Source organism: Paracoccus sp. DMF, from assembly GCF_004407025.1.
Classification (GTDB): domain Bacteria; phylum Pseudomonadota; class Alphaproteobacteria; order Rhodobacterales; family Rhodobacteraceae; genus Paracoccus; species Paracoccus aminovorans_B.
In genome coordinates, this window is sequence record NZ_SOKV02000018.1 from 36,341 (window position 1) to 60,093 (window position 23,753).

Sequence of the window (23,753 nt, forward strand, 5' to 3'; positions counted from 1 at the left end):
AAAACAGGATGATGGCCGTCACGGAAATGGCGACGGTGCCCAGAAGGTCGGACAGGGATTCGCGGGTCATAGGCGTTCTCCACGGTTTGTTTATACTTTGTTCTCATCAATGCGGAACAAAGTAAAGAACTTTTTAAGAACATCCGGACCTGTGCCTAGCCGGCGGTGATCAGCCGCACCGCGCGGTCCTGCTCCATCAGCCACAGCAGCAGCCGGATCGCCTGGCCGCGCGGGCTCTCCATGCCCGGGTCGCGCTCCAGGAAGGCCTGCGCATCCTTGCGCGCCAGCGCCATCAGCGCGCCCTGGCGCTCCAGGTCGGCGATGCGAAAGCGCGGCCGGCCGGATTGCGCGGTGCCGATCACGTCGCCCGCGCCGCGCATCGCCAGGTCTTCCTCGGCGATACGGAAGCCGTCCTCGGTCTCGCGCAGGATGCCCAGGCGGCGGCGGCCGGTCTCGGACAGCGGCTCGTGATACATCAGCAGGCAGCTCGAGGCCCCGCTGCCGCGCCCGACCCTTCCGCGCAGCTGGTGCAGCTGCGCCAGGCCGAAGCTCTCGGCGCGCTCGATGACCATGATCGTCGCCTCGGGCACGTCGACCCCGACCTCGATCACCGTGGTCGCGACCAGGATCCGCGCCCGGCCGGCAGCGAAATCCGCCATGGCGGCGTCGCGTTCCTCGGGCGGCATCTGGCCGTGGACCATGCGCACCTCGGCGCCAAAGCGGGCGCGCAGCTCCTGGAAGCGGGCCTCGGCGGCGGTCAGGTCGACCGCCTCGCTTTCCTCGACCAGCGGGCAGACCCAATAGGCCCGCGCGCCGCCCTGCAGAGCGCGGTCCAGATGCGCCAGAACCTCGGCCATGCGGCCGTCCGGCACCACCGTGGTACGCACCGGCTGGCGCCCTGCCGGCTTTTCGTCCAGCACCGACAGGTCCATGTCGCCGAATTGCGCCAGCGCCAGCGAGCGCGGGATCGGCGTCGCCGTCATCACCAGCATGTCGGGCGGCAGGTGGTTGCCCTTGGTGCCCAGCTCCATGCGCTGGTTGACGCCGAAGCGATGCTGCTCGTCGATGATCGCCAGCCGCAGGTCGTGGAACTCGACCGATTTCTGGATCACGGCATGGGTGCCGACCAGGACGTCGATGCGGCCCATGGCCAGGTCGGCCAGGATATTGGCCCGCGCATCGCCCTTGTCGCGGCCGGTCAAGACCTCCAGCCGAATCCCCGCCAGCTGCGCCAGCGGCTCCAGCGCGCGGAAATGCTGTCGCGCCAGGATCTCGGTCGGCGCCATCAGCACGCCCTGCCCGCCCGCCTCGACCGCGACCAGCAGCGCGAGGAATGCGACCAGGGTCTTGCCGGCCCCGACATCGCCCTGCAACAGCCGGTTCATCCGCCGCGGCGCGGCCATGTCGCCGGCGATTTCGTCGACCGCGCGGCGCTGCGCCCCGGTCGGCGGCCAGGGCAGTCCGGCCAGCACCCGCTCTCGCAAGCGGCCGTCGCCCTGCGTCGCCAGCCCCGCCTGCCGGCGGCGGTCGCGGCGCAAGAGCGCCAGCGTCAGCTGATGCGCGAAAAGCTCGTCATAGGCCAGCCGCGCCCGCGCCGGATCGGTCGGCGACAGCCCCTCGGGCCCCGAGGGCGCATGGGCCTGCGCCAGGGCGGCATGCCAATCCGGCCAGCCCTCGCGCGCAAGCAGGCCCGGGTCGATCCATTCCCCGGCCACCGGCAGTTTCGCCAGCGCGCCGCGCACCGCCTTCTGCACCCCCCCCTGCGTCAGCCGGCCCGAGAGCGGATAGACCGGCTCGAATTCCGGCAGGGGCGGGCCGTCCTCGGTGCCGATATGGTCGGGATGCACCATCTGCGCCATGCCGTCGAACAGCTCAAGCTTGCCCGAGACCAGCCGGCGCGCGCCCGCCGGCAGCTGGGTCTCGATCCAGTCCTTGCGGGCATGAAAGAACACCAGCTGCAGATCGCTGGAGCCGTCCGAGCAATGCACCCGCCACGGCCGGCCCTTGCCGCTGGGCGGGCTGTGACGCTCGACCCGGACCAGCAGGGTGACGATCTCGGGCGGCCGGGCGTCGGCCAGCCGGGCGATGCGGCGGCGGCGGATGCCGGAATGCGGCAGGGTCAGCACCAGGTCGCGCAGCCGGGTCGCGCCCATCTGGGCAAAGCTCTCGGCGGCGCGCGGACCGACCCCGGGCAGGGTCTCGACGCCCGCGAACAGGGGAAACAGCGCCTCGGGCCGGCCGGGCTTCACCGCTGCGCGATCGCCAGCCATTCGTCCTCGTCGATGACCTTGATGCCCAGTTCGGCGGCCTTCCTGGCCTTCGATCCCGCGCCCGGGCCGGCGATCAGCAGGTCGGTCCGGGCCGAGACCGAGCCCGCGACATGGGCGCCAAGCGCCTCGGCCCGGGCCTTGGCCTCGGCGCGGGTCATCTTCTCCAGCGTGCCGGTAAAGACCAGCGTCTTGCCGGTGATCTCGCTGTCGGTGGCGCGCGCCTCGGGCGGCAGCACCGTCAGGAAACCCGCCAGCCGGTCGATGGCGGCGCGCTCGGCGGGGTTGGCAAAGGCGTCCGACAGCGACATGGCAAGCGTCGGGCCGACGCCATCGGCGGCGATCAGGTCGGCCCAGGCCGCGGCGCTTTCCGGCGACAGCTCGACATGAGCCAGAAGCGCGGCCCGGGTTTCGGCAATGCGGGCGCGGCGGTTTTCGGCCTGGGCAGCGGCGCGTTCGGCCTGAGCGGCCTCATCGGCCTCGCGATGCACCAGCGCGGCGGGGCGCGACAGGTCCAGCGCCGTTTCAAGGGCCTGCCAGCTGCCGTAATGCCGCGCCAGATCCTGGGCCGCAACCTCGCCGACATGGCGGATGCCAAGCGCGAAAAGCAGCCGCAACAGCGGGATCTCGCGCCGCTTCTCGATGGCCTGGAAAAGGCCCGCGGCGCTTTTCTCGCCCCAGCCCTTGATCTCGGCCAGGCGCGTGCCCGACAGCCGGGCCAGGGCCGCCGCAGCGCCGCCCGAAAGATGCAGCCGGTCGATGCCAAGCGAGAGCAGCAGTTCCTCATCGGCGTCGCCGCGGCTATCCGCCCGCATCTTGGCGCCCTCGGCATCACGCCGGGCCAGGGTAAAGATATCCGCGGGCTCGGCGATCCAGCCCAGGCGATAGAACAGCTCGACCTGCTTGGCACCCAGCCCCTCGATGTCGAAGGCGGCGCGCGAGACGAAATGGCGCAGCTTTTCCACCGCCTGCGCCGGGCAGATCAGCCCGCCGGTGCAGCGGCGCACCGAGTCGCCCTCTTCCCGGATCGCGGGCGAGCCGCATTCCGGGCAGCGGTCGGGAAAGACATAGGGCACGGCCCCCGCCGGTCGCTTGGCCAGGTCGACGTCCGCGACCTTGGGGATCACGTCGCCGGCGCGATAGACCTCGACCCAGTCGCCGATGCGGATGTCCTTGCCGCCGCGGATCTCGCTGCCATCGGCACCGCGGCCGGCGATGTAATCCTCGTTGTGCAAGGTCGCGTTCGAGACCACGACCCCGCCCACCGTGACGGGCGTCAGCCGCGCGACCGGGCTCAGCGCCCCGGTGCGGCCGACCTGGATGTCGATGGATTCGAGCCGGGTCCAGGCGCGTTCGGCCGGGAATTTGTGCGCCAAGGCCCATCGCGGCGTGGTCGAGCGCATACCCAGCCGCGCCTGATAGCCGAGGTCGTTGACCTTGTAGACCACGCCGTCGATGTCATAGCCGAGCGTGGCGCGCATCTGTTCGATCTCGGCCCAGGCGGCCAGCATCTCGGCGACGGAACGGCAGATCCGGGTCAGCGGATTGATCTGGAAGCCCATCGCGGCAAGGCGCTGGACCGCTTCGAACTGGGTCGCAGCGAGGGGTTCGCTGATCTCGCCCCAGGCATAGGCAAAGAAGCGCAGCGGCCGGGCGGCGGTGATCGCCGGATCCAGCTGGCGCAAGGAACCGGCGGCGGCATTGCGCGGGTTGGCGAAGACGCGGCCGCCCTCGGTCTGGTTCAGCCGCTCGAAATCCGCGTGCGACATATAGACCTCGCCGCGGATCTCCAGCACCTCGGGGAAATCGCGGCCGGCGAGCACCTGCGGAATATCCGCGATGGTGCGGGCATTGGCGGTCACGTTCTCGCCCACCGCGCCGTCGCCGCGGGTCGCGGCCTGGACCAGCCGCCCGCCTTCGTAACGCAGCGACAGGGACAGGCCGTCGATCTTGGGCTCGGCGGTGAGTTCCAGCGCGGCATCGGGGCCGAGGTTCAGGAACGAGCGCACCCGCTGCACGAAGGCCTGCACGTCATCGGCGGCAAAGCCGTTTTCCAGCGACAGCATCGGCAGACGGTGCATGACCTTGGCAAACCGGCCGTCCGGCGCGGCACCGACCTGGGCCGAGGGGCTGGCCTTGGCGGCAAGATCGGGGAAACGGGTCTCGATCTCCAGCAGGCGGCGCTTTTTTGCGTCATAATCGGCGTCGCTGATGAAGGGCGCATCGTCGCGGTGATAGGCCTGGTTCGCACGGTCCAGGACATCGGTCAGCGCGGCGATCTCGGCCTGGGCCGCGGCCCGGTCCAGCGTCTCGACCGGCTGCGGCGATGGCGATTCGGCCCTGTCCGCGGCCTGGTTCTCGTCCTCTGCGGTCATCGCGCCCTCCGCCAGCCTGCCTGCCCCGCCGGGCCTGTCCGAAAGACGGTGATACCGGGGCCGGGGCCGGATTGTCCAGCGCCCGACCCGGGTTCAGGCTGGTAACGCCACGCGGATCAGGCGCGCAGCGCCAGGCGCTCGGGGTTCTGCATCTCGGCCACCGGGTCGCGCAGGACATAGCCCCTGCCCCAGACGGTCTCGATATGGCTTTCGCCGCTCATCGCCGCCGCCAGCTTCTTGCGCAGCTTGCAGACGAAGACGTCGATGATCTTCAGCTCGGGCTCGTCCATGCCGCCGTAGAGGTGGTTCAGGAACATCTCCTTGGTCAGCGTCGTGCCCTTGCGCAGGGTGAGCAGTTCGAGGATCTGGTATTCCTTGCCGGTCAGGTTCACCGGCCGTCCCCCGACCTCGACCGAGCGCGCGTCGAGGTTCACCACCATCTCGCCGGTGCGGATCACCGATTGGCTGTGCCCCTTGGAGCGGCGGATGATCGCCTGGATGCGCGCCACCAGTTCGTCGCGGTTGAAGGGCTTGGTCATGTAGTCGTCGGCCCCGAAACCGAAGCCGCGCAGCTTGCTTTCGGTATCGTCCGAGCCGGTCAGGATCAGGATCGGCGTGTCGACGCGCGACATGCGGATCTGGCGCAGCACCTCCATGCCATGCATGTCGGGCAGGTCCAGGTCCAGCAGGATCAGGTCGTAGTCGTAGAGCTTGGCAAGGTCGATCCCCTCCTCGCCCATGTCGGTGCGATAGACGTTGTAGCTCGCGTGGGTCAGCATCAGCTCGATGCTGCGCGCCGTGGTCGGATCATCCTCGACCAGAAGAATTCGCATAATATGTCCCCTTGCCAACCATCTGACTGGTAAAATTTCCGCGCAAAAGGTTAATATCACGTTACCGAAGATACCGGCAAATGTTATTCAACCTGGGGTTGTCGAAATTTTTGCAGCTGGGTGATCTTCAGCGCGTTGCGGCCATGGCGGCGAAAGGCCTGCATCCAGGCATCGAACTCTTCTCCGGTCAGGCCATAGCGGCGAATCGCCTCCTCTCGCGACAAGAGCCCGTATTGCACGGCATCGACGACGGCGGCCTTGCGGCTGGCGACCCAGCGGGTCTGTGGCGACGGCAGGTCGGCCAGCGTCAGGATGCTGCCGTCGGGCAGGGTCGCGGTGCGCGGTCCGGGGGCTTTTCTCAAAAACATCGGCAAGTTCCTGTGATCCTTGCCTTGTTGTGGCGCAAACTTCTTAAATCCCGGTGAAGTCACGCCGGGTTTTCCCGGCCTGCCCTTGAGAAACCCGGGAATTTTCCTATAAATGTAGGCAACAACGCCGCCCGTCTTCGCGCGCGGCCGCGACAAGGACGATCCATGACAGCGCCCCGCCCGAACTTGCGCCCCGACGCGCCGGACATGACCATGAATTCGCTGGGCTTTGCCAAGCCGCCGGCGCAGACCCGCGTGGTCGTCGCCATGTCGGGCGGCGTCGACAGCTCGGTCGTGGCGGCAATGCTGGCGGCGCAGGGCTATGACGTGATCGGGGTGACGCTGCAGCTTTACGACCATGGCGCGGCCCTGGCGAAAAAGGGCGCCTGCTGCGCCGGGCAGGACATCCACGATGCCCGCCGCGTGGCCGAACGCATCGGCTTTCCGCATTATGTGCTTGATTACGAAAACAAGTTCCGGGAATCGGTGATCGAGGAATTCGCCGATGCCTATCTGGCCGGCGCCACGCCCGTGCCCTGCATCCGCTGCAATGAGCGGGTGAAATTCCGCGACCTGCTGCAGACCGCGCGCGAGCTCGACGCCGATTGCATGGCGACCGGGCATTACATCCGCCGCTTCGACGGTCCGGCCGGGGCCGAGCTGCACATGGCCGCCGACCCGAACCGCGACCAAAGCTATTTCCTGTTCTCGACCACGCAGGAGCAGCTGGATTTCCTGCGCTTTCCGCTGGGCGGCCTGGCCAGCAAGGCCGAGACGCGCGCCTTGGCGGCGCAATACCGGCTCGCGGTGGCGGACAAGCCCGACAGCCAGGACATCTGCTTCGTCCCGAACGGCGACTATGCCAGCGTGATCGAGAAGCTGCGCCCCGGCTCGGCCGATCCGGGCGAGATCGTGGACATGGACGGCAATGTGCTGGGCACGCATCGCGGCGTGATCCATTACACCATCGGCCAGCGCCGCGGCCTGGGCATCGGCGGCCTCGGCGATCCGCTCTATGTCCTGCGGCTGGAGCCCGAGACGCGGCGGGTCGTCGTCGGCCCCAAGCAGGCGCTGGCGACGAAGATCGTGCCGGTGACCGAGGTGAACTGGCTGGGCGACGCGCCCTTCGAGGGCGAGATCGCCATCACCGCCCGCATCCGCTCGACCCGGCCGCCGCGGCCGGCAATCCTGCGCGTGACCGGCGAGCGGCGCGCCGAGGTCGAACTGCTGGCCCCGGAAGAAGGCGTCAGCCCCGGCCAGGCCTGCGTGTTCTATGCCACCGAGGGCAGCCGCGTGCTGGGCGGCGGCTGGATCTCGCACCGGCGCGGCGGCTGACAGTCGGGTTCAGGCCGCCGCGGCCAGCAGCCGGATGCGCTCGACCATGGCGCGCAACCCGTTGGACCGCTGCGCCGAAAGATGTTCCTCCAGCCCCAGCCGGCCAAGCTCGGCGCTGGCGTCGATCGCCGGCACCTCGCGCACCGGCACGCCGGAATAAAGCGCGTGCAGGATGGCGATCAGCCCGCGCACGATCAGCGCATCGCTGTCGCCCTGGAAGTCGAACCTGCCGCCCTCGATGCGGGGCATGATCCAGACCTGGCTGGCGCAGCCCTCGACCTTGGTCGCCGGCACCTGCAGCGAGGCGTCCATCGCCGGCATCGCCTTGCCCAGTTCGATGACATGGCGATAGCGCTCTTCCCAATCCTCGAGGAAATCGAAGGTTTCGGCGATGTCTTCAAAGGCGGGCGTGGCCATGGCGCTTCCTTTCCGCAAGGCCGCGGGTGGGCGGCCGGTGATGGCATAGCGCGCGGCGCCGACAAGGTCAAAGAGGCTTTCACCGCCGCGCGACTTGCCCTATCACTGCGCCAACGAGACCAGGGACACGGGGGCAGCACTCATGCGGACGGGAACTTTGGGCATGCTTGCCTGCGCGGCTCTGGTGCTGGTCGGCTGCGGCCGCATGGGCGACAGCAGCTGGAACCCGATGCGCTGGGGTGGCGCGCAGCAGCCGCAAAGCCTGGCGCCCGAGGGCGGCTATCCGACCAGCACGAACGACGGCCGCGTGCCGCTGGCCCATGTCACCAGCGCGAAATGGGATCCGATGTATGAGGGGCGGCTGCTGATCGTCACCGGGCTTGGCGCCAGCAAGGGCTGGTGGGACGTGGCGCTGGTGACCGAGGTGCCGATGCCGCCGGGCCGGATCCGCCCCGACGAAAACGGCGTGCTGCGGCTGCGGCTGGTCGGCAAGCCGCCGCTGCCCGACACCTTCGCCGCCGCCAACCCGCCGAATCCGGCCAGCGACACCATCACCGCCGCCCTGACCATTCCCAACGCGGTGCTGCCCAGCCTGCGCGAGGTGGTGATCTCGGGCGCGGGCAATGCGGTGACGCTGCGGCCCTGACGCTGCGGCCCCGAGGGTTTCTTCGTTCTGAAAATACCCATGCGAACCGCGCCAAAGGGCCGGGGCGAACGAGCCCCCATGCAAGTGGAATGGCGCCCTCCAGCTGAGCCTGCGATCGGACGCAGCTCAGCAGCACTGTCAACGCCCAAACAGCCTTATCAAGCGCCGCGGCCGAATGCGCCTGCAAACCGCGTCGCACAGCCGGGTCCCGCTAAACCTTGCAAAACGCAAGGTGCGTCCCATCGTGCGCGCATGTCCGGCACCTTCGGCCCGTCCGGTGCCGAGCAGCTTGCCAAGCATCCCCCCGCTCTCAGCGGCGAACCTCGCGCTGCAAAAGCACACGCTCGCTGCTTGTTCCATCAGCCATGGCGCGCGACTGGGCCCGCCTTGCGCACCTTTGGTTCAGGTCTCATGCGGCACGCGCTGCCCTCCTGCTTCCCGCATCGCCGGGGCCTGCGCAAACCCCCGCGCTGCGAAAAAGCGTTCGCTGTGTCCTTCATCGGCCAGGCGCGCGACGTGCGCCTCTGGCCATGTCTCAAGCGGCACGCGGCACCAATCCGCTTAGCTCGGGCATGAGAAGGCGCCTGACCCGCGGACAGATCCTCGCGTTACGAACACCTCTCGATGCGTCTCCGGGGATGATGGCTCGCGACGAAACCGTCTGCCCGCCTTGGCGCATGTCTCAGCCGGTGCGCTCTTCAACCCCGCCGCTGACCCCAAGCACGAGACCGCGCCAGCAAACATGCGTGCAGGAAAGGTCCATCCCGCTGCCGGATGTCCGCCGGTCATCGCAGGCCACCGAAACCGTCCTGCAAACGCCGATCCAGATCGGCCCCGCTTCACACCGACCCGGCCGCGCCCTGGCGCCAAGCAAAAGGCCCGCCGCAAAGGCGGGCCTTTACCCCAGGATTGCGCCGTTCAACCCATCTTGCGCAGATAGGTCCAGGTCGGCACCCGCGCATCGCGCGCCACCGACCAGCTTTCCGCATCGCCCAGATATTCGAAGCCGCAATTGGTCAGCACCCGGGCCGAGCCGGGATTATCCTGGAACGCCTCGGCAAAGAGCGTGCGCGAGCCATGCGGATTGGCCTCGACCAGCGCCGAGACCGCCTCGGTCGCGAAGCCGGTGTTCCAGAAGCCGGCACCGACCCAGAAGCCCAGCTCCGACTGCTCCTGGTCGATGCGGGTCAGCGAGACCACGCCCAACAGTTCGGCCAGCTTGTTCGTCGAGCCGTCGATGGCCCAGACATCCTCGTCGCGATCCGCGGCCATGGCCCGGCGCACATAGGATTCGGCCGCGCCCGGCGGCAGCGGATGCGGGATCGAGCGCGTGCCCTCGGCCACCCGGCGGTCGGCGGTGTAATGCGCGATCAGCCCGGCATCCGACATGCGCAGCGGGCGCAGCACGAACCGTTCGGTGGTGATATCGACCTGCCGCGCATCCGAGGCGATCAACTCGTTCATGTCACTTCTCTCCCCCATTCCTCGAAAACATATGGGTGCTGCACGCCGAAACGCGAAGGGGACCGGCCTGCGCCGATCCCCCTTTTTTAGCACCAGAGTGTTAAAATCGGCTTACTCGGCAGCCTCGAGATTGGCGGGCAGCACGGAGATATAGGTGCGGCCCTTGAGGCCCTTGCGGAAGCTTACCTGGCCATCGGCCAGCGCGAACAGCGTGTGGTCGCGGCCCATGCCGACGTTGGCGCCGGCCCACCAGGTGGTGCCGCGCTGACGCACGATGATGTTGCCGGCAACGGCCTGCTGGCCGCCGAACAGTTTCACGCCAAGACGACGACCGGCCGAATCGCGACCGTTGCGGGACGAACCGCCTGCTTTCTTATGTGCCATGGGTCAGTCTCCTCAGTTGGCGGTTTCGACGTGGTCATGGCGACGCGCGATGCGCGCACCGACGGCGGCCTTGACGTCGGTCTTGTCGCCGCCGTTTTCCAGCAGGTCGGTGATGCGGACCAGGGTCAGCTGCTGGCGATGGCCGCGCGTGCGCTGCGAGGAATGCTTGCGGCGGCGCTTGACATAGGTGATGACCTTGTCGGCCTTGATGGTGTCGATCACCTCGGCCTGCACGGCGGCACCCGCCACCAGCGGCGCGCCGACGGTCGAGCCGATCATCAGCACGTCGTTGAACTGGATCTTGTCGCCGGCTTCGGCGTTCAGCTTTTCGACGCGCAGCACGTCACCGGATTGGACCCGGTATTGCTTGCCGCCCGTCTTGAGAACTGCGAACATTCGCTTCTTCCTTGTTCTGCCGCGTCCTTCGGCCCCTGCGGCGCAGGAGTTCGTGGGGTCGGCCCCCGCCTTCGGACAGCGCACCCGTCGATTGGGTGAGGTTCAAAATAACGCACCGGCAACGGGCGCCTGCCCGGCCGGTCGCGGGTATATCGCGGATTCGGCCGCGCAAGTCAACAGGAATGCCGTCACCGCGCCCATGCCGCCCGCGCCTCGGCCAGCGACAGCTGCCGGCCCGGCCGCAGCGCACCGGGTGTCTCCGACAGCCGCGGTGCCGGCGCCGGCTCGCTGCCGTGAAAGGTGCCGCGCGCGACATTATGCGGATGGCGCGGCGCCTCGTCCAGCGACAGCACCGGCGCCGCGCAGGCGTCCGAGCCCTCCAGCACCGCCGCCCAGTCATCGCGCGAGCGGGTGGCGATGCGGGCGGCCAGCGCCGCGCGCAGCGCCGGCCATTGCGCCGGATCGACCCGGTCGGGCAGCGTGGCCGGATTCAGTTCCAGCCGCCGCAGCAGTTCGGCCCAGAACTGCGGCTCGATGGCGCCGATGGCCAGGAAGCCGCCGCAGGCGCAAGCATAGCAGCCATAATAGGGCGCACCGCCGTCCAGCAGGTTCGCCTGCCGCGCATCCTGCCAGAGGCCACCCGCCCGCAGGCCCGAGATCATCGCCATCAGATGCGCCACCCCGTCCGAGATCGCCGCATCGACCACCTGGCCGCGCCCGGTCTCGCGCGCCGAGAGGATCGCCGCCAGCATGCCCGCGACCAGATACATCGAGCCGGCGGCAAAATCCCCGACCAGGTTCAGCGGCGGCACCGGATGCGCCGCCGGGCCGATGGCATGCAGCGCCCCGGTGATGGCGATATAGGTCAGGTCGTGCCCCGCCGAATGCGCCAGCGGACCCGCCTGCCCCCAGCCGGTCATGCGGCCATAGACCAGCCGCGGATTCTCCGGAAAATCCCCGGGCCCGAGGCCGAGCCGTTCCATCACCCCCGGCCGCATGCCCTCGATCACCGCATCGGCGCCGGCGATCAGCGCATGCGCGGCGGCCCGGCCTTCGGGGGATTTCAGGTCCAGTTCCAGCCAGTCGCGGCCGCGGTCCAGCACATCGCGCTCGAGCCCGAAGATATGGCGGGCGCCGGGCCGGGTGATGCGCAGCACCTGCGCGCCGTGATCGGCAAGCCACATGGCCGAGAAGGGCGTCGGGCCAAGCCCGGCGATCTCGACGATGCGCAGGCTGGAAAGCGCGCCGCTCATGCGGAAAACCGGGGGGTATGGTGGGCGGTGAGGGACTCGAACCCCCGACATTCTCGGTGTAAGCGAGACGCTCTACCAACTGAGCTAACCGCCCCCGCGTCGGCTGATAGCCCGAGCCGGCGGCACTTGGCAAGCCGGCTCATTTGCGCAGCCGCGCGATCAGCGACGAGGTGTCCCAGCGCCCGCCGCCCATGTTCTGCACCTCCTTGTAGAACTGGTCGACCAGCGCCGTCACCGGCAGGGTCGCGCCGGTCTCGTCGGCGGTAGCCAGGCAGATGCCCAGGTCCTTGCGCATCCAGTCCACCGCGAAGCCGAAGTCGAAGCGGTTCTCGGCCATGGTCTGGTGGCGGTTCGCCATCTGCCAGCTGCCGGCGGCGCCCTGGCTGATCACCTCGACCACCGAGGCGATGGAAAGCCCGGCCTTCTCGGCGAAATGCAGCGATTCCGACAGGCCCTGCACCAGCCCGGCAATGGCGATCTGGTTGCACATCTTGGTCAGCTGCCCGGCGCCCGAGGGGCCCATCAGCCGGCAGATCTTGGCATAGGCGGCGATCACCGGGGCGGCGCGGGCGTAATCCGCCTGCGTGCCGCCGCACATCAGCGAAAGCTGGCCGTTCTCGGCCCCGGCCTGCCCGCCCGAGACCGGCGCATCGACGAAGCCGATGCCCGCGCCCGAGGCGACCTCGGCCAGTTCGCGCGTCACCGCCGCCGAGACCGTGGTGTGATCGACGAAAACCGCGCCCGCCGCCATGCCGGCAAAGGCGCCGGCCTCGCCCAGGCAGACCTGGCGCAGGTCGTCGTCGTTGCCGACGCAGGCCATGACGAAATCGGCGCCCGTCGCCGCCCCTCGCGCGGTCTCGGCGGCGCGGCCGGCGTGGCAGGCGACCCAGGCCTCGGCCTTGGCGGGGCTGCGGTTCCAGACCGTCACCTCATGCCCGGCCGCGGCCAGATGGCCCGCCATGGGAAAGCCCATCACCCCAAGTCCCAGAAATGCAACGCGCGCCATCACTTTCTCCGCTTCCATGTGAAAGGCGCGTTGATCCGGCCCGCGCCCTGTCCTATTCACCCCGATGAATTCCACCACGAGGCGCAAGGGTCAACCTCTGCGCCCAAAACCTCGGGACAGCACCGCGCCATGGTGACAATTTTCCGCTGGCTTGTGCGCCTGACGGTCGGGCTGATCCTGCTGGCCCTGGCGCTGGTGGTGCTGGCCTGGTATTTCGCCATCCGCTCGCTGCCGGATTACGACGGGCGCTACGAAGTCGCGGGCATCTCGGCCCCGGTCGAGATCGTGCGCACGACCGAGGACGTGCCGCATATCTTCGGCAAGACCGACCGCGACGTGTTCTTCGCCCTGGGCCTTGCCCATGCCCAGGACCGGCTGTTCCAGATGACCGTGCTGCGCCGCGCGGCGCAAGGGCGGCTGGCCGAGATCTATGGCCCGGGCGCGATCCGCGCCGATGACCTGGCGCGGCGGCTGGGGCTTTACCGCAATGCCCGCGCCTCGCTTCAGGCGCAGGACCCGCAGACGCGCGAGGCGCTGCAGGCCTATGCCGACGGCGTGAACGCCTGGATCGGCCAGGTGAACCTGGGCGCGCGCGGCCGCGGCGCGCCGGAGTTCTTCCTTTATCCCGAGGACATCTCCTATTGGGAGCCGGCGGATTCGCTGGCGGTGCTGAAGCTGCTCGCGGCCTCGTCCACGGTGCAGATGCGGCGCGAGATCCTGCGCGCCCGGCTGTCGCTGGCCGACCCCGCGCGCGGGCAGGACCTGGTCGCCGAAGCCGGCGAGCCGCCGATGCCTTCCTATGCCGGGCTGTTCCCGGGCGCGCGCTTCACCGGGCCCGAGCGCGGCACCGGGCCGCAGGACTGGACGGCGACGCTGGCGGGCTATCTTGCACCCTCGGCCGGGGCCTCGGCCAATGGCTTCGCGGTGGCGCGCGGGCGCACGGCGGCGGGCGGCGCCCTGCTGGCCAATGATCCGCAATTCGCCCTGACCGCGCCGGGCCTGTGGTATCTGGCCCGGATCGAACTGCGCAGCGGCGGGGTGATCGGCGGCACCATCCCGGGCATCCCGGCCATCCTGTCGGGGCGCAACACCCGGCTCGCCTGGGGGATCACGCCGGCGCAGATCGACGACCAGGACCTGCTCATTGAAGAGGTGCAGCCCGGCGACGCCGGCCGCTATCGCGGCGTGGATGGCTGGACCGAATTCACCACCCGGCGCGAGACGTTGAGGATTCGCGGCGCCGCGCCGCAGACCATCACCCTGCGCGAAACCGCGAACGGCCCGATCATCCCGGCGGCGCATCTGGACCTTGCCACGGTGCTGCCCGCGGGCCATGTCGCCGCCCTGTCCTGGACCGGCGGCTTCGGCGAGGACCGCAGCATGAGCGCGCTCATCGGGCTGATGCAGGCGCCCGACCGGGCCGGCGCCGCGGCGGCGCTGCGCGACATGGTCGCGCCTGCGATGGTGGTGACGCTGGCCAATGCCCAGGGCGTGGCCGAGGTGCTGGCCGGCGCCCTGCCCCGTCGCGCGCCCGCGCACCAGACCGCCGGGCGCATGCCCGCGCCGGGCTGGATCGCGCAGAACCGCTGGCAGGGCCAGGGGCCGGCGCCCGAAAGCCTGGCGCAGATGGACCCGCCGGGCGGCATGGTCGCCTCGACCGGCGCCGCGGCGCCCGGCCAGGGCTTGGGCCATGACGGCGCCGACGGCTATCGCCAGGCGCGGCTTGCGCATCTGATCCAGTCGCGCGAGGTGCATTCCCGCGACAGCTTCATCGCCGCGCAGAACGACATCGTCAGCCCCATCGCCCGGGCGCTGCTGCCGCTTGTCGGGGCCGATCTGTGGTTCACCGACGAGCCCGCCGCGCAGGGCACGCCCGAGCGCCTGCGCCAGGACGCGCTGGGGCTGCTGGCGAATTGGGACGGCGCCATGAACGAACACCTGCCCGAGCCGCTGATCTATGTCGCCTGGATGCGGGCCTTGCAGGACCGGTTGCTGCGCGACGACCTCGGCCCCCTGGCCGACGACCTGACCGAGCTTTACCCGCGCTTCATCGACCGCGTGTTCCGCAACCTGGGCGGCGCCGGCGTCTGGTGCGACATCCGCCAGTCGGCCCCGGTCGAGACCTGCGCCCAGATCGCCCGCCAGGCGCTGGACGCGGCGCTTCTGGATCTGTCGGCGCGTTTCGGTCCCGACCTTGCCAGTTGGCGCTGGGGCGACCTGCACCGCGCCCGGCACGTCCATCCGGCGCTCGGCGACATGCGCGGCCTGTCCTATATCGTGAACCTGATCCAGCCGACCTCGGGCGGCGAAAGCACCATCGCGCGGGCCGGCATGCTGGGCCATGGCCGCAATCCCTGGCTCAACGTCACCGGCGCGGCCTATCGCGGCGTCTACGACCTGGCCGATCCCGACAGCTCGGTCTTCGTGATCTCGACCGGCCAGTCGGGCCACCCGCTGTCGCGCCATTACGACGACATGGCCGAGCTGTGGCGGCGCGGCGAATATGTCGGCATGTCGCTGGACCCCGACCTGGCGCGTGCCGCCGCGACCGGCATCACCCGGCTGGAACCGGCCCCGAACTGAGGCGCGCACTGACCCCCTTGCATCTTCCGCGGCAGCGGGCTTCCCTCGCGCCACGATACCGCAGGAGAGACGCATGGCCCGCAAGATCATCATCGACACCGACCCGGGCCAGGACGACGCCGTCGCCATCCTGCTGGCGCTGGCCAGCCCCGAGATCGAGGTGCTGGGGCTGACGGCGGTGGCCGGCAACGTGCCGCTGCATCATACCCAGCGCAATGCCCTCGTGCTGTGCGAGCTGGCCGGCCGGCCCGACCTGCCGGTTTACGCCGGGGCCGAGGCGCCGCTGTCGCGCCCGCTGGTCACGGCCGAGCATGTGCATGGCAAGACCGGCCTCGATGGCGTCACCCTGCCCGACCCGACCATGGCACTGACCCCCGGCCATGCCGTCGATTTCCTGATCGAGACCCTGCGCCGCGAGCCCGCCGGCACGGTGACGCTGGTGCCGATCGGGCCGCTGACCAATATCGCCATGGCCTTCCAGCGCGCGCCCGACATCATCCCGCGCGTGCAGGAGATCGTGCTGATGGGCGGCGCCTATTTCGAGGTCGGCAACATCACCCCCACCGCCGAATTCAACATCTATGTCGACCCCGAGGCTGCCAGCCTGGTCTTTGCCGCCGGCGCGCCGCTGACGGTGATGCCGCTCGACGTGACGCACAAGGCGCTGACCAGCCGGCCCTGGGTCGAGCAGATGCGCGCCATGGGCCGCATCGGCCAGGCCATCGCCAGCTGGACCGATTTCTTCGAACGCTACGACCGCGAGAAATACGGCAGCGAGGGCGCGCCGCTGCACGACCCCTGCACCATCGCCTGGCTCTTGGCGCCGCAGCTGTTCTCGGGCCGGTTCATCAATGTCGAGATCGAGACCCGGGGCGAATTCACCCTGGGCATGACCGTCGCCGACTGGTGGCGGGTCAGCGGCCGCACGCCGAATGCGACCTTCATCCGCGACGTCGATGTGAAGGGCCTTTTCGAGCTCCTGACCCGGCGTATCGGCGAGCTGGACCGCCGGCTGGGCTGATCGGGGCCCCTGTCTCTGAAGAATGCCTGCATCCGGCGCCGCATCCAGGTCCATCCCGCTGCCGCCGGCTCCAGCTTGGCCGTCAGCAGGACGGTCCTGAAGCAAACCGCGATGGCCAACCCAGGGTCGAGGCGGCGGGCCACGGTGCCTTATGCAGCATGAAAGTCGTGCCGCCGCGGCTGTGGACCTAGTCGGCCGGCGCGGAGGGTTCGGGTGCGGTGTCCGACGGCTCGGCCGGCTCTTGCGGCGCGGGCAGGTTCGGGCCCTGTTGCAGCGGGCCGGCGCCGATCTCGCTGTCGATGCGCTGGATCAGCGCCTCGGTCACGTCGATGGATTGCGCCGCGACCAGGATCGCGCGCTTGTCCAGCACCGCGACCGCGCCGCGCTCGCGCATCAGCGCGGCCAGCACCGGCAGCATCGCCCGGGAAAACGCATAATATTCATCGGCGGCGCGCTTGTTCAGCTCATCCGCCGCGGCCTCGCGCTGGCGGCGCACCTCGACCGCGCGCTTGTCGAACGCCTCGGCCTGCTTGCGGAATTCATCGGCGGGCATGGTCTGGCGCAGCAGGGTCAGCGACTGCTCCTCGGCGGCGAACTGGTTGGCCAGCCGGTCGTTCTCGGCCGCGATCTCCTGGCCGCGCTGTTCCAGCTCGGCCTTGACGCGCTGGCCCCATTTCGTGCCGGCGTAAAGCGCCTCCTGGTCCAGCGTCATCACCGGCAGCACGCCCTCGCCCCGGGGCTCGGGCGCATCCACGACCAGCGGCGCGGCCGAGGGGCCGCCGGCCAGCGGCGCCACCGTCGTTTGCGCCAGCGCGGCCGGCGGGCCGGCCAGCAGGACGGCCAGCCCGAGCAGCGCGACCTGACGCCCCGCCCGCATCAGAACTTGGTCGAGATGGTCAGGTCGAAGGCCTGTTCCTCGTCGTAATCCTCTTTCTTCAACGCTTTGGCGAAGTTGAAGCGCAGGGGACCGATCGGCGTGGTCCAGAACAGCGAGGCCCCGACCGAGGCGCGGATATGCATGCCGTCATCGACCGGCGTGTCGAAGGCGCCGATCTTGTTGTCCAGCCCCCAGACCGAGCCGGCATCGGCAAACAGGCCGCCCTTGATGCCATATTCCTCGGGCAGGCCCAGCGGGAATTGCAGTTCCGTGCGCAGCGCCCAGAAATAGTTGCCCCCCAGCGCGTCCTCGTTCGGCGCGGCCAGGTCGCGCGGACCCATGCCGTTCGGCTCGAAGCCGCGGATCTTGCCGTTGCCGGTATAGCGGTTCAGGAAGCGGCTGTTCTGGTCGCCCAGCATATGCACGGCGCCGGCCTCGAATTCGGCCAGCATGGTGACGCTTTCGCGCCAGGCCCGGCTTTCGACCCCGGCGTAAAGCGAGCTGGTGACCGATTTCACGTCGCCGCCGACGCCGGCGAAGTCCTGGCTGAAGCGCAGCCGATAGCTGGTCAGCGGGTCCAGCCCGGCAACGCGGCTGTCATAGCTATAGGTATAGCCAAGCGCCGAGGTGAAGAAGCCGCCCTGCTCGTTGTAGAGGATCGGCGAGGAGCCGGTATCCTCGCCGGTCTCGGGGTCCACGCCATACAGTTCCACGTCATAGAGCGTGTCCTTGCTGAGCTTGTAGCGCAGCTCCAGCCGGCCGTTTTCCGAGATCGGGAACTCCATCCCGGTCTGGAAGCCGACGGTGCGGGTGTTGTAGTCCGAATTCAGCCGGTCGGTGGTGTTGTACCAGGTCTGGAAGCGCGCCTTCAGGTCGCGGCCCAGGAAATAGGGCTCGACGAAGGTGAAGCCCGAGCTTTTCGTGCCCGAGCCGGTGGCAAAGGACAGGTCCACCTGCTGGCCGCGGCCCAGGAAGTTCTTTTCCGACAGCGAGGCGTTGAAGCCGACGCCGGTCGAGACGCCGTAGCTGACGCCGAAGTTCAGGCTGCCGGTCGGCTGTTCCTCGACGTTCACATCGACGATGACCTGCTCGGGCGAGGTGCCCTGCCGGCTTTCGGCCTGCACGTCCGAGAAATATCCCAGCGCCCGCAGCCGTTCGGCCGAGTTGCGGATCTCGCGCGGGTTGAAGGGGTCGCCTTCGACCGTGGCGAACTGCCGGCGGATCACCTCGTCCAGCGTCGTGGTGTTGCCCTCGATGTCGATGCGCTCGACAAAGACGCGCTGGCCGCGGGTCAGGGCAAAGGTCAGGTCCAGGGTCTGGTTGCGCTCGTTGCGGGTGATGCGCGGCTCGATATTGACGAAGTCGAGCCCCTTGCGCAGCGCCAGCGCCTCCATGCGGCGGATGGTGGTGTCGATGATGGTCGGGTTGTAGACCGCACCGCGCTTGACCCGGTTCTGCGCCGCGAATTCGCCGGCATCGACGCCGGGGATCTCGCTCACCGTGTTCACGGTGCCGAAGGTATAGCGCGGGCCTTCCTGGATCTGGAAGGTGATGTAGAAGGCGTCGCGTTCGCGGGCCAGCTCCGGCGCCACCGCCTGGACCTTGAAATCGGCATAGCCGCGCGAGCGGTAGAAATCGGTCAGCAGCTTTTCATCGACCGGCAGCCGGTCGGGCGCGAAGGTGTCGCGCTTGATGAAGGTGCGCAGGACGCCGGCCTGCTTGGTCTGCAAGACGTTGCGCAGCCGGCGGTCGGAAAAGGCGCGGTTGCCGACGAAGCCGATGCGCTCGATCTCGGTCACCTTGCCCTCGGCCACTTCGAAGACCAGGTCGACCTGGTTGCTGCCGCGGCGAATGATGCGCGGATCGACGCGGGCGGCCAGGCGGCCTTCCGAGGCATAGACCTGGCTGATCGCGGCGGCATCGGCCTCGGCCTGGGCCGGGGAATAGACGCGGCGGGCCTTGGACTTGACGATCTCGGCCAGGTTCTCGTCCTTGAGGCGCTTGTTGCCCTCGAAGGAGATGACGTTGATCGTCGGATATTCGGCAACGCGCACCACCAGCGTGCCGCCCGAGGGCACCAGCTCGACCTTTTCGAACAGGCCCGAATTCTGCAGCCGCTGCATGGCGTCGTTCAGCGCGCCGCCCGAGACATCCTGGCCGCGCGGCAGATCCAGATAGGACAGGATCGTCGCCGGTTCGATCCTCTGGTTGCCCTCGATGCGGACATTGCTGAAGACATAGGCCGAGGCGGCACTCGCCACCAGGCCGACGGGCGCGGCCACAGCCAGCGCCGAGATCAGCGCCAGCGCGCCCTTGCCGAGTTTCCTGTCCGTCATCGCCGCCCCTCGCGCGTAATGCATGGCCCGGCGGGTTGGCCCCACCGGATTTGTTCCGATGGATACAGCGAAGCGGGCGGGACTGTCAAAAGCCCATGCCGGCTCAGGGGCAGAAAAGATCGTTGCTGAGGCCGAAAACCATCAGCGACAGCACCGCAGCCATGCCGAGCGCCGACAGGATGTCGATCACCCGGGCCGAGGGCCGGCGCCGCGCCACCGCCTCGTAAAGGTAGAACATCAGGTGCCCGCCATCCAGGACCGGCACCGGCAACAGGTTCAGGAAGCCGATCGCCGCCGACAGCACGGCGATCCACCAGATGAAATTGCCGCCCCCGGCCGAGGCCGCCTGCCCGGTCGTCTCGGCGATGGAAATCGCGCCGCCCAGGTTGCAGCTGCCGATCTGGCCGGTGACCATGGCCCAGAGCCCCGAGACCGACGAGGCGATGATGTCCCAGGTCCGCGCCGCGCCCAGGGCCAGCGATTCCAGCGGACCGGCCGAACGGATCGCCGGGTCGAAATAGCTGCCGCCGCCATGGACGCCGATCATCCAGCGCCGCTCATAACCGGCTTCGGTCGGCAGGTCCTGTTCGCGCGGGATCAGCGTATAGTCGGCCTTGCCCTCGCCCTCGCGCCAGACGCGCAGCACCACCGGCTTGCCGGCCGCGGCCGTGACATGGCCGCGCAATTCGTCGAAGCGCCGCACGGGCTGGCCGTCCACCGCCAGGATCACGTCGCCGGGCTGCAGCCCCGCCGCGACCGCCGGGCTGCGCGGCGCGACGCCGCCGACCAGCGGCGGCACCGGGTCGGGCCCGGGCACGGTGATCTCGGCACCCTCGCGCAGCACGGTCCAGTCATGGCTCCCCCGTGCCGGCAGGCTTTCGGCCAGCAGGCCGAGATCGCGCCAGCTGGCGACCGGCCGGCCGTCCACCGCCAGGATGCGGTCGCCGGGTTGCAGCTGCATCGTCACACCCGGCGGCACCGGATGCAGCTTGCCGACCTGCACCTGATCGACGGGCAGGCCCTGCCAGATCGCCATGCCGGCAAAGACCAGGATCGACAGGATGAAGTTGAACACCGGCCCCGCCGCGACGGTGGCGAAGCGCGCCCAGAGCGGCGCCCCGTTCAGGCTTTGCCGGGCGCGTTCGGGCGCGACCGCGACAGAACCGGCGCTGGCGGCATCGGCATCGCCCAGGAAACGCACATAGCCGCCCAGCGGAATCGCCGCCACCTGCCACAGCGTGCCGCGCCGGTCGCGGCGCGCGCACAGCCGCGGGCCGAAACCCAGCGAGAACACCTCGGCCCGGATGCCGCAAAGCCGGCCGATGATATAATGGCCGTATTCATGCACCGTGACGATGATCGACAGCGCCAGGACGGAGGCGGCGGCGGTCCACAGGAACCCGCCCAGCATCTCGACGGCCGCGCTCATGCCGCGCCCCGGCCTTGCGCGGCGGCCCGGCGGCCGAAACCGTCCCAGGCCAGCACGGCGTCCAGATCGCCGGGACTTTGCGCGAATCCCGGCTCGCGCGCCGCCTGCTCCAGCGCCCGTTCGACCGCCGGCGCCATGTCGGTGAAGCGGATATGGCCGGCGATGAAATCGTCGAGCGCCTGCTCCTTGGCGGCGTTCAGCACCGCGCCGGCGGCGCCGCCGGCCTGCATCGCCTCGCGCGCCAGGCGCAGGGCGGGCCAGCGCGCCTCGTCCGGCGCGGCGAAGCTCAGGCTGCCAAGCGCGGCCAGGTCCAGTTTCGGCACCGGCAGTTCGGCGCGCGCCGGCCAGTTCAGCGCATAGCCGATGGCATGGCGCATGTCGGGCGCGCCCAGATGCGCGATACTGCCGCCGTCGCGATGCGTGACCATGGCATGAATGATCGACTGCGGATGCACCAGCACGCGGATCCGCTCGGGCCCGAGGCCGAAGAACTCATGCGCCTCGATGACTTCCAGCGCCTTATTGAACATGCTGGCGCTGTCGATGGTGATGCGCTGGCCCATGGCCCAGTTCGGATGCCGGCTGGCCTCGGCCACGCTGGCCTGGGCCAGGCGCTCCAGCGGCCAGTCGCGGAAGGCGCCGCCCGAGGCGGTGATAGTCACATGCTCGACGCTTTCGAGGTCTTCGCCCTGAAGCGCCTGGAAAATCGCGGAATGTTCAGAATCGACCGGCAGGATGCGGGCGCCGGTGCGGCGGGCGCGACCCATGACCAGCGGCCCGGCGGCGACCAGGGTCTCCTTGTTCGCCAGTGCCAGCGTGCCGCCCCGGTTCAGCACCGCGAGCCCCGGCGGCAGTCCGGCGGCGCCGACGATGGCAGAAAGCGTCCAATCCGCGGGCCGCGCCGCCGCCTCGGTGACGGCATCCGCCCCCGCCGCGCAGGCGATGCCGCTGCCGGCCAGCAATGCGCGCAGCTCGGCCAGCTTTTCCGGCCAGGCGGTCACCGCGATCTCGGCCCGCAGGGCGCGCGCCATCTCGGCCAGCCGTGCGACATTGGCGCCGCCGGTCAGGGCGACGGTGCGGAACGCCTGCGCGCCGCCCGCCCGCATCAACAGGTCGAATGCGCTTTCGCCGACCGATCCGGTCGCGCCCAGCACGGATACGCTGCGCATGATCTCAGCCTCCGATCACCGGCAGAAGGTTCGCCATCAGCAGGGCCAGCGCCAGCAGCAGCGCCCCGGACATGGCGTCGAAACGGTCCATCGCCCCGCCATGGCCGGGGATCAGGTCGGAACTGTCCTTGGCGCCGACCCGGCGCTTGAGCCAGCTTTCGGCAATATCGCCGAATTGCCCGGCCAGCGCCAGCAGCGGCCCGACGATCACGATGGGCCAGCCGGCCAGGCCGGACGTCCACAGCGCCCCCGCCAGCAGCAGCGCGCCGACCCAGCCGGCGATGGTGCCGCTCCAGGTCTTCTTCGGGCTGATCGCCGGCCAGAACCGCGCGCCGCCCAGCTTGCGCCCGACGAAATAGCCCAGCACATCCGAGGCGACCACCGTGCCCACGATCCAGAACAGCGTCGGCAGGCCCATCGCCTCGCGGATCACCACCAGCGCATAACCGGCGCCGAGGATGGCCAGCGTGAACAGCAGGTAGGCCGGGCGCTCGTGCTCATGCGTGCCGTGCCAGCCGGCGGCCATCGGCACCAGCGCCAGCGCCATCGGCCAGTCGCCCGGCAGCACCAGCATGGCCAGCATCACCAGCCCGGACAGAACGCCGATCAGCACCGGATGGCGCGGGCTGTGAAACTCGGGGTGGCGCCAGCCGGTCAGCCGGGCCAGTTCCCACATCATAAGCCCGGTCACCGCCGCGACGCCGAAGCGCAGCCACAGTCCCGAGGACAGCAGCAGCACCAGCCCCAGCACCACCAGGACGGCACCCGAGATCAGCCGCGGCCGCAGATCCGCCCATTTGTCGCGGCCGCGTTGCAGCGCGCCCCGCAGCCGGTCGCGCTTTGAGCCCTCGCCGGTCATGCGCCGCCGAAGCGCCGCTCGCGCAACCCGAAACGGTCGAGGATCTCGGCCAGGTGCTCGGGCGTGAAATCGGGCCACAGCACCTTGGTGAATTCATATTCGGAATAGGCCGCCTGGAAGGGCAGGAAATTCGAGGTCCGCGTCTCGCCCGAGGTGCGGATCACCAGGTCGGGGTCAGGATGGCCGGCGGTGTCCAGGCAATCGGCCAGGTCGGCCTCGGCCGGCTCGGCGATCTCGCCCCGGGCCATGCGCTGGGCCAGCCGCGCCGCCGCCCGCACCAGCTCGTCCCGGCCGCCGTAATTGATCGCCACCGTCAGGTTCAGCCGGGTATTGCCGGCGGTGCGCGCCTCGATCCCGGCCATCAGCCGCTGCAGCTTGGGGTCCAGCCGCTCGCGCCCGCCGATGAAGCGCATGCGCACGCCCTCGGCCGCCAGCCCGTCGGCCTCGCGCTCGATATAGCGGGCGAAGATGCCCATCAGGCCCAGCACTTCCTCGGTCGAGCGCTTCCAGTTCTCGGTCGAGAAGGCATAGACCGTCAGCCAGTTCACCCCCATGTCGGGACAGGCGCGCACGATCTGCTTGACGCGCTCGGCGCCGCGCCGGTGGCCGACAAGCCGCGGCCAGCCCTTGTTCTTGGCCCAGCGGCCGTTGCCATCCATGATGATGGCGACGTGACGGGGGCGCTGCTCCCCGCCGCCGGTATTGCTCAGGCTGGCTGCGGTTTCGGCCATCCGG

At 69.5% G+C, this 23,753-nt stretch carries 20 protein-coding genes and 1 tRNA gene; 4 read left to right on the forward strand and 17 right to left on the reverse strand.

The genetic code is table 11. The annotated features are described in order from the left end of the window. Window positions 1-155: 155 nt before the first annotated feature. The 4 genes from recG to E3D03_RS11375 form a co-directional block, all read right to left on the reverse strand. Complete coding sequence (gene recG / locus E3D03_RS11360; RefSeq protein WP_263567061.1) at window positions 156-2,270, reverse strand: ATP-dependent DNA helicase RecG; 2,115 nt, start codon at window positions 2,268-2,270, stop codon at window positions 156-158. Beyond that, window positions 2,246-4,642 (reverse strand): NAD-dependent DNA ligase LigA, encoded by a 2,397-nt coding sequence (ligA, locus tag E3D03_RS11365; RefSeq protein WP_263567062.1) that lies wholly within the window; start codon window positions 4,640-4,642, stop codon window positions 2,246-2,248. Before ligA ends, recG begins: the two co-directional genes overlap by 25 nt. 116 nt (window positions 4,643-4,758) lie before the next feature. After that, the gene (gene ctrA / locus E3D03_RS11370) at window positions 4,759-5,475 is read right to left on the reverse strand and encodes a response regulator transcription factor CtrA (RefSeq protein WP_263567063.1); all 717 of its coding nucleotides are present in this window, start codon (window positions 5,473-5,475) and stop codon (window positions 4,759-4,761) included. Between the two features lie 83 nt (window positions 5,476-5,558). Continuing rightward, window positions 5,559-5,843 carry a DUF1153 domain-containing protein gene (locus tag E3D03_RS11375; RefSeq protein WP_263567084.1) on the reverse strand — a complete coding sequence of 95 codons (285 nt, stop codon included), beginning with the start codon at window positions 5,841-5,843 and terminating at the stop codon, window positions 5,559-5,561. A gap of 165 nt (window positions 5,844-6,008) precedes the next feature. Here E3D03_RS11375 and mnmA point away from each other — a divergent pair, with 165 nt between their 5' ends. Continuing rightward, window positions 6,009-7,178, forward strand: a complete 1,170-nt coding sequence (mnmA, locus tag E3D03_RS11380; protein ID WP_263567064.1) for a tRNA 2-thiouridine(34) synthase MnmA — start codon at window positions 6,009-6,011, stop codon at window positions 7,176-7,178. A 9-nt stretch (window positions 7,179-7,187) separates the two neighbouring features. Here mnmA and E3D03_RS11385 read toward each other — a convergent pair whose 3' ends face one another. Then, on the reverse strand, window positions 7,188-7,595 hold the full coding sequence (locus tag E3D03_RS11385) for a SufE family protein (protein ID WP_263567065.1): 408 nt from the start codon (window positions 7,593-7,595) through the stop codon (window positions 7,188-7,190). A 163-nt stretch (window positions 7,596-7,758) separates the two neighbouring features. Here E3D03_RS11385 and E3D03_RS11390 point away from each other — a divergent pair, with 163 nt between their 5' ends. Further along, window positions 7,759-8,241 carry a hypothetical protein gene (locus E3D03_RS11390; RefSeq protein WP_263567066.1) on the forward strand — a complete coding sequence of 161 codons (483 nt, stop codon included), beginning with the start codon at window positions 7,759-7,761 and terminating at the stop codon, window positions 8,239-8,241. Window positions 8,242-9,159: 918 nt separating this feature from the next. Here the strand turns inward: E3D03_RS11390 and E3D03_RS11395 are convergent. The 6 genes from E3D03_RS11395 to E3D03_RS11420 all read right to left on the reverse strand — a co-directional run bounded on the left by E3D03_RS11395 (window position 9,160) and on the right by E3D03_RS11420 (window position 12,744). Next, window positions 9,160-9,705: a GNAT family N-acetyltransferase gene (locus tag E3D03_RS11395; protein ID WP_017997858.1), complete on the reverse strand. Its 546-nt coding sequence runs from the start codon at window positions 9,703-9,705 to the stop codon at window positions 9,160-9,162. Between the two features lie 111 nt (window positions 9,706-9,816). Further along, window positions 9,817-10,089: a 50S ribosomal protein L27 gene (gene rpmA, locus E3D03_RS11400; RefSeq protein ID WP_026155066.1), complete on the reverse strand. Its 273-nt coding sequence runs from the start codon at window positions 10,087-10,089 to the stop codon at window positions 9,817-9,819. A gap of 12 nt (window positions 10,090-10,101) precedes the next feature. After that, window positions 10,102-10,485 carry a 50S ribosomal protein L21 gene (gene rplU / locus E3D03_RS11405; protein ID WP_263567067.1) on the reverse strand — a complete coding sequence of 128 codons (384 nt, stop codon included), beginning with the start codon at window positions 10,483-10,485 and terminating at the stop codon, window positions 10,102-10,104. Between the two features lie 188 nt (window positions 10,486-10,673). Then, window positions 10,674-11,738 carry a CaiB/BaiF CoA transferase family protein gene (locus E3D03_RS11410; protein ID WP_263567068.1) on the reverse strand — a complete coding sequence of 355 codons (1,065 nt, stop codon included), beginning with the start codon at window positions 11,736-11,738 and terminating at the stop codon, window positions 10,674-10,676. 18 nt (window positions 11,739-11,756) lie between these two features. Further along, window positions 11,757-11,832 (reverse strand) — tRNA-Val (locus E3D03_RS11415). 45 nt (window positions 11,833-11,877) lie between these two features. Next, window positions 11,878-12,744: an NAD(P)-dependent oxidoreductase gene (locus E3D03_RS11420; protein WP_263567069.1), complete on the reverse strand. Its 867-nt coding sequence runs from the start codon at window positions 12,742-12,744 to the stop codon at window positions 11,878-11,880. A 129-nt stretch (window positions 12,745-12,873) separates the two neighbouring features. On the opposite strand from E3D03_RS11420, the gene E3D03_RS11425 reads away from it, so the two are divergent. Beyond that, complete coding sequence (locus tag E3D03_RS11425; protein ID WP_263567070.1) at window positions 12,874-15,327, forward strand: penicillin acylase family protein; 2,454 nt, start codon at window positions 12,874-12,876, stop codon at window positions 15,325-15,327. A gap of 73 nt (window positions 15,328-15,400) precedes the next feature. Continuing rightward, window positions 15,401-16,348, forward strand: a complete 948-nt coding sequence (locus E3D03_RS11430; RefSeq protein ID WP_263567071.1) for a nucleoside hydrolase — start codon at window positions 15,401-15,403, stop codon at window positions 16,346-16,348. A gap of 187 nt (window positions 16,349-16,535) precedes the next feature. On the opposite strand, the gene E3D03_RS11435 is transcribed toward E3D03_RS11430, so the two are convergent. The 6 genes from E3D03_RS11435 to uppS all read right to left on the reverse strand — a co-directional run bounded on the left by E3D03_RS11435 (window position 16,536) and on the right by uppS (window position 23,749). After that, window positions 16,536-17,225, reverse strand: a complete 690-nt coding sequence (locus E3D03_RS11435; RefSeq protein WP_263567072.1) for an OmpH family outer membrane protein — start codon at window positions 17,223-17,225, stop codon at window positions 16,536-16,538. After that, window positions 17,225-19,561 (reverse strand): outer membrane protein assembly factor BamA, encoded by a 2,337-nt coding sequence (bamA, locus tag E3D03_RS11440; RefSeq protein WP_263567073.1) that lies wholly within the window; start codon window positions 19,559-19,561, stop codon window positions 17,225-17,227. Before bamA ends, E3D03_RS11435 begins: the two co-directional genes overlap by 1 nt. Before the next feature lie 103 nt (window positions 19,562-19,664). After that, window positions 19,665-20,990: an RIP metalloprotease RseP gene (gene rseP / locus E3D03_RS11445; protein ID WP_263567074.1), complete on the reverse strand. Its 1,326-nt coding sequence runs from the start codon at window positions 20,988-20,990 to the stop codon at window positions 19,665-19,667. Next, window positions 20,987-22,159 carry a 1-deoxy-D-xylulose-5-phosphate reductoisomerase gene (dxr, locus tag E3D03_RS11450; protein ID WP_263567075.1) on the reverse strand — a complete coding sequence of 391 codons (1,173 nt, stop codon included), beginning with the start codon at window positions 22,157-22,159 and terminating at the stop codon, window positions 20,987-20,989. The genes rseP and dxr overlap by 4 nt, the downstream gene beginning before the upstream one ends. A 4-nt stretch (window positions 22,160-22,163) precedes the next feature. Next, window positions 22,164-23,018 carry a phosphatidate cytidylyltransferase gene (locus E3D03_RS11455; RefSeq protein WP_263567076.1) on the reverse strand — a complete coding sequence of 285 codons (855 nt, stop codon included), beginning with the start codon at window positions 23,016-23,018 and terminating at the stop codon, window positions 22,164-22,166. Continuing rightward, the gene (gene uppS / locus E3D03_RS11460) at window positions 23,015-23,749 is read right to left on the reverse strand and encodes a polyprenyl diphosphate synthase (protein WP_062560702.1); all 735 of its coding nucleotides are present in this window, start codon (window positions 23,747-23,749) and stop codon (window positions 23,015-23,017) included. The genes E3D03_RS11455 and uppS overlap by 4 nt, the downstream gene beginning before the upstream one ends. Between the last annotated feature and the right edge of the window lie 4 nt (window positions 23,750-23,753).

Bases quoted from the DNA above. Each gene is read 5' to 3' on its own strand.
- E3D03_RS11420 (WP_263567069.1), bottom strand. From the start codon at position 12,744: ATGGCGCGCGTTGCATTTCTGGGACTTGGGGTGATGGGCTTTCCCATG.
- rseP (WP_263567074.1), bottom strand. From the start codon at position 20,990: ATGAGCGCGGCCGTCGAGATGCTGGGCGGGTTCCTGTGGACCGCCGCC.
- E3D03_RS11395 (WP_017997858.1), bottom strand. From the start codon at position 9,705: ATGAACGAGTTGATCGCCTCGGATGCGCGGCAGGTCGATATCACCACC.
- E3D03_RS11430 (WP_263567071.1), top strand. From the start codon at position 15,401: ATGGCCCGCAAGATCATCATCGACACCGACCCGGGCCAGGACGACGCC.
- E3D03_RS11425 (WP_263567070.1), top strand. From the start codon at position 12,874: ATGGTGACAATTTTCCGCTGGCTTGTGCGCCTGACGGTCGGGCTGATC.
- dxr (WP_263567075.1), bottom strand. From the start codon at position 22,159: ATGCGCAGCGTATCCGTGCTGGGCGCGACCGGATCGGTCGGCGAAAGC.
- E3D03_RS11385 (WP_263567065.1), bottom strand. From the start codon at position 7,595: ATGGCCACGCCCGCCTTTGAAGACATCGCCGAAACCTTCGATTTCCTC.
- E3D03_RS11455 (WP_263567076.1), bottom strand. From the start codon at position 23,018: ATGACCGGCGAGGGCTCAAAGCGCGACCGGCTGCGGGGCGCGCTGCAA.
- rplU (WP_263567067.1), bottom strand. From the start codon at position 10,485: ATGTTCGCAGTTCTCAAGACGGGCGGCAAGCAATACCGGGTCCAATCC.
- uppS (WP_062560702.1), bottom strand. From the start codon at position 23,749: ATGGCCGAAACCGCAGCCAGCCTGAGCAATACCGGCGGCGGGGAGCAG.
- mnmA (WP_263567064.1), top strand. From the start codon at position 6,009: ATGACAGCGCCCCGCCCGAACTTGCGCCCCGACGCGCCGGACATGACC.
- ligA (WP_263567062.1), bottom strand. From the start codon at position 4,642: ATGACCGCAGAGGACGAGAACCAGGCCGCGGACAGGGCCGAATCGCCA.
- E3D03_RS11375 (WP_263567084.1), bottom strand. From the start codon at position 5,843: ATGTTTTTGAGAAAAGCCCCCGGACCGCGCACCGCGACCCTGCCCGAC.
- bamA (WP_263567073.1), bottom strand. From the start codon at position 19,561: ATGACGGACAGGAAACTCGGCAAGGGCGCGCTGGCGCTGATCTCGGCG.
- E3D03_RS11435 (WP_263567072.1), bottom strand. From the start codon at position 17,225: ATGCGGGCGGGGCGTCAGGTCGCGCTGCTCGGGCTGGCCGTCCTGCTG.
- recG (WP_263567061.1), bottom strand. From the start codon at position 2,270: ATGGCTGGCGATCGCGCAGCGGTGAAGCCCGGCCGGCCCGAGGCGCTG.
- rpmA (WP_026155066.1), bottom strand. From the start codon at position 10,089: ATGGCACATAAGAAAGCAGGCGGTTCGTCCCGCAACGGTCGCGATTCG.
- E3D03_RS11390 (WP_263567066.1), top strand. From the start codon at position 7,759: ATGCTTGCCTGCGCGGCTCTGGTGCTGGTCGGCTGCGGCCGCATGGGC.
- E3D03_RS11410 (WP_263567068.1), bottom strand. From the start codon at position 11,738: ATGAGCGGCGCGCTTTCCAGCCTGCGCATCGTCGAGATCGCCGGGCTT.
- ctrA (WP_263567063.1), bottom strand. From the start codon at position 5,475: ATGCGAATTCTTCTGGTCGAGGATGATCCGACCACGGCGCGCAGCATC.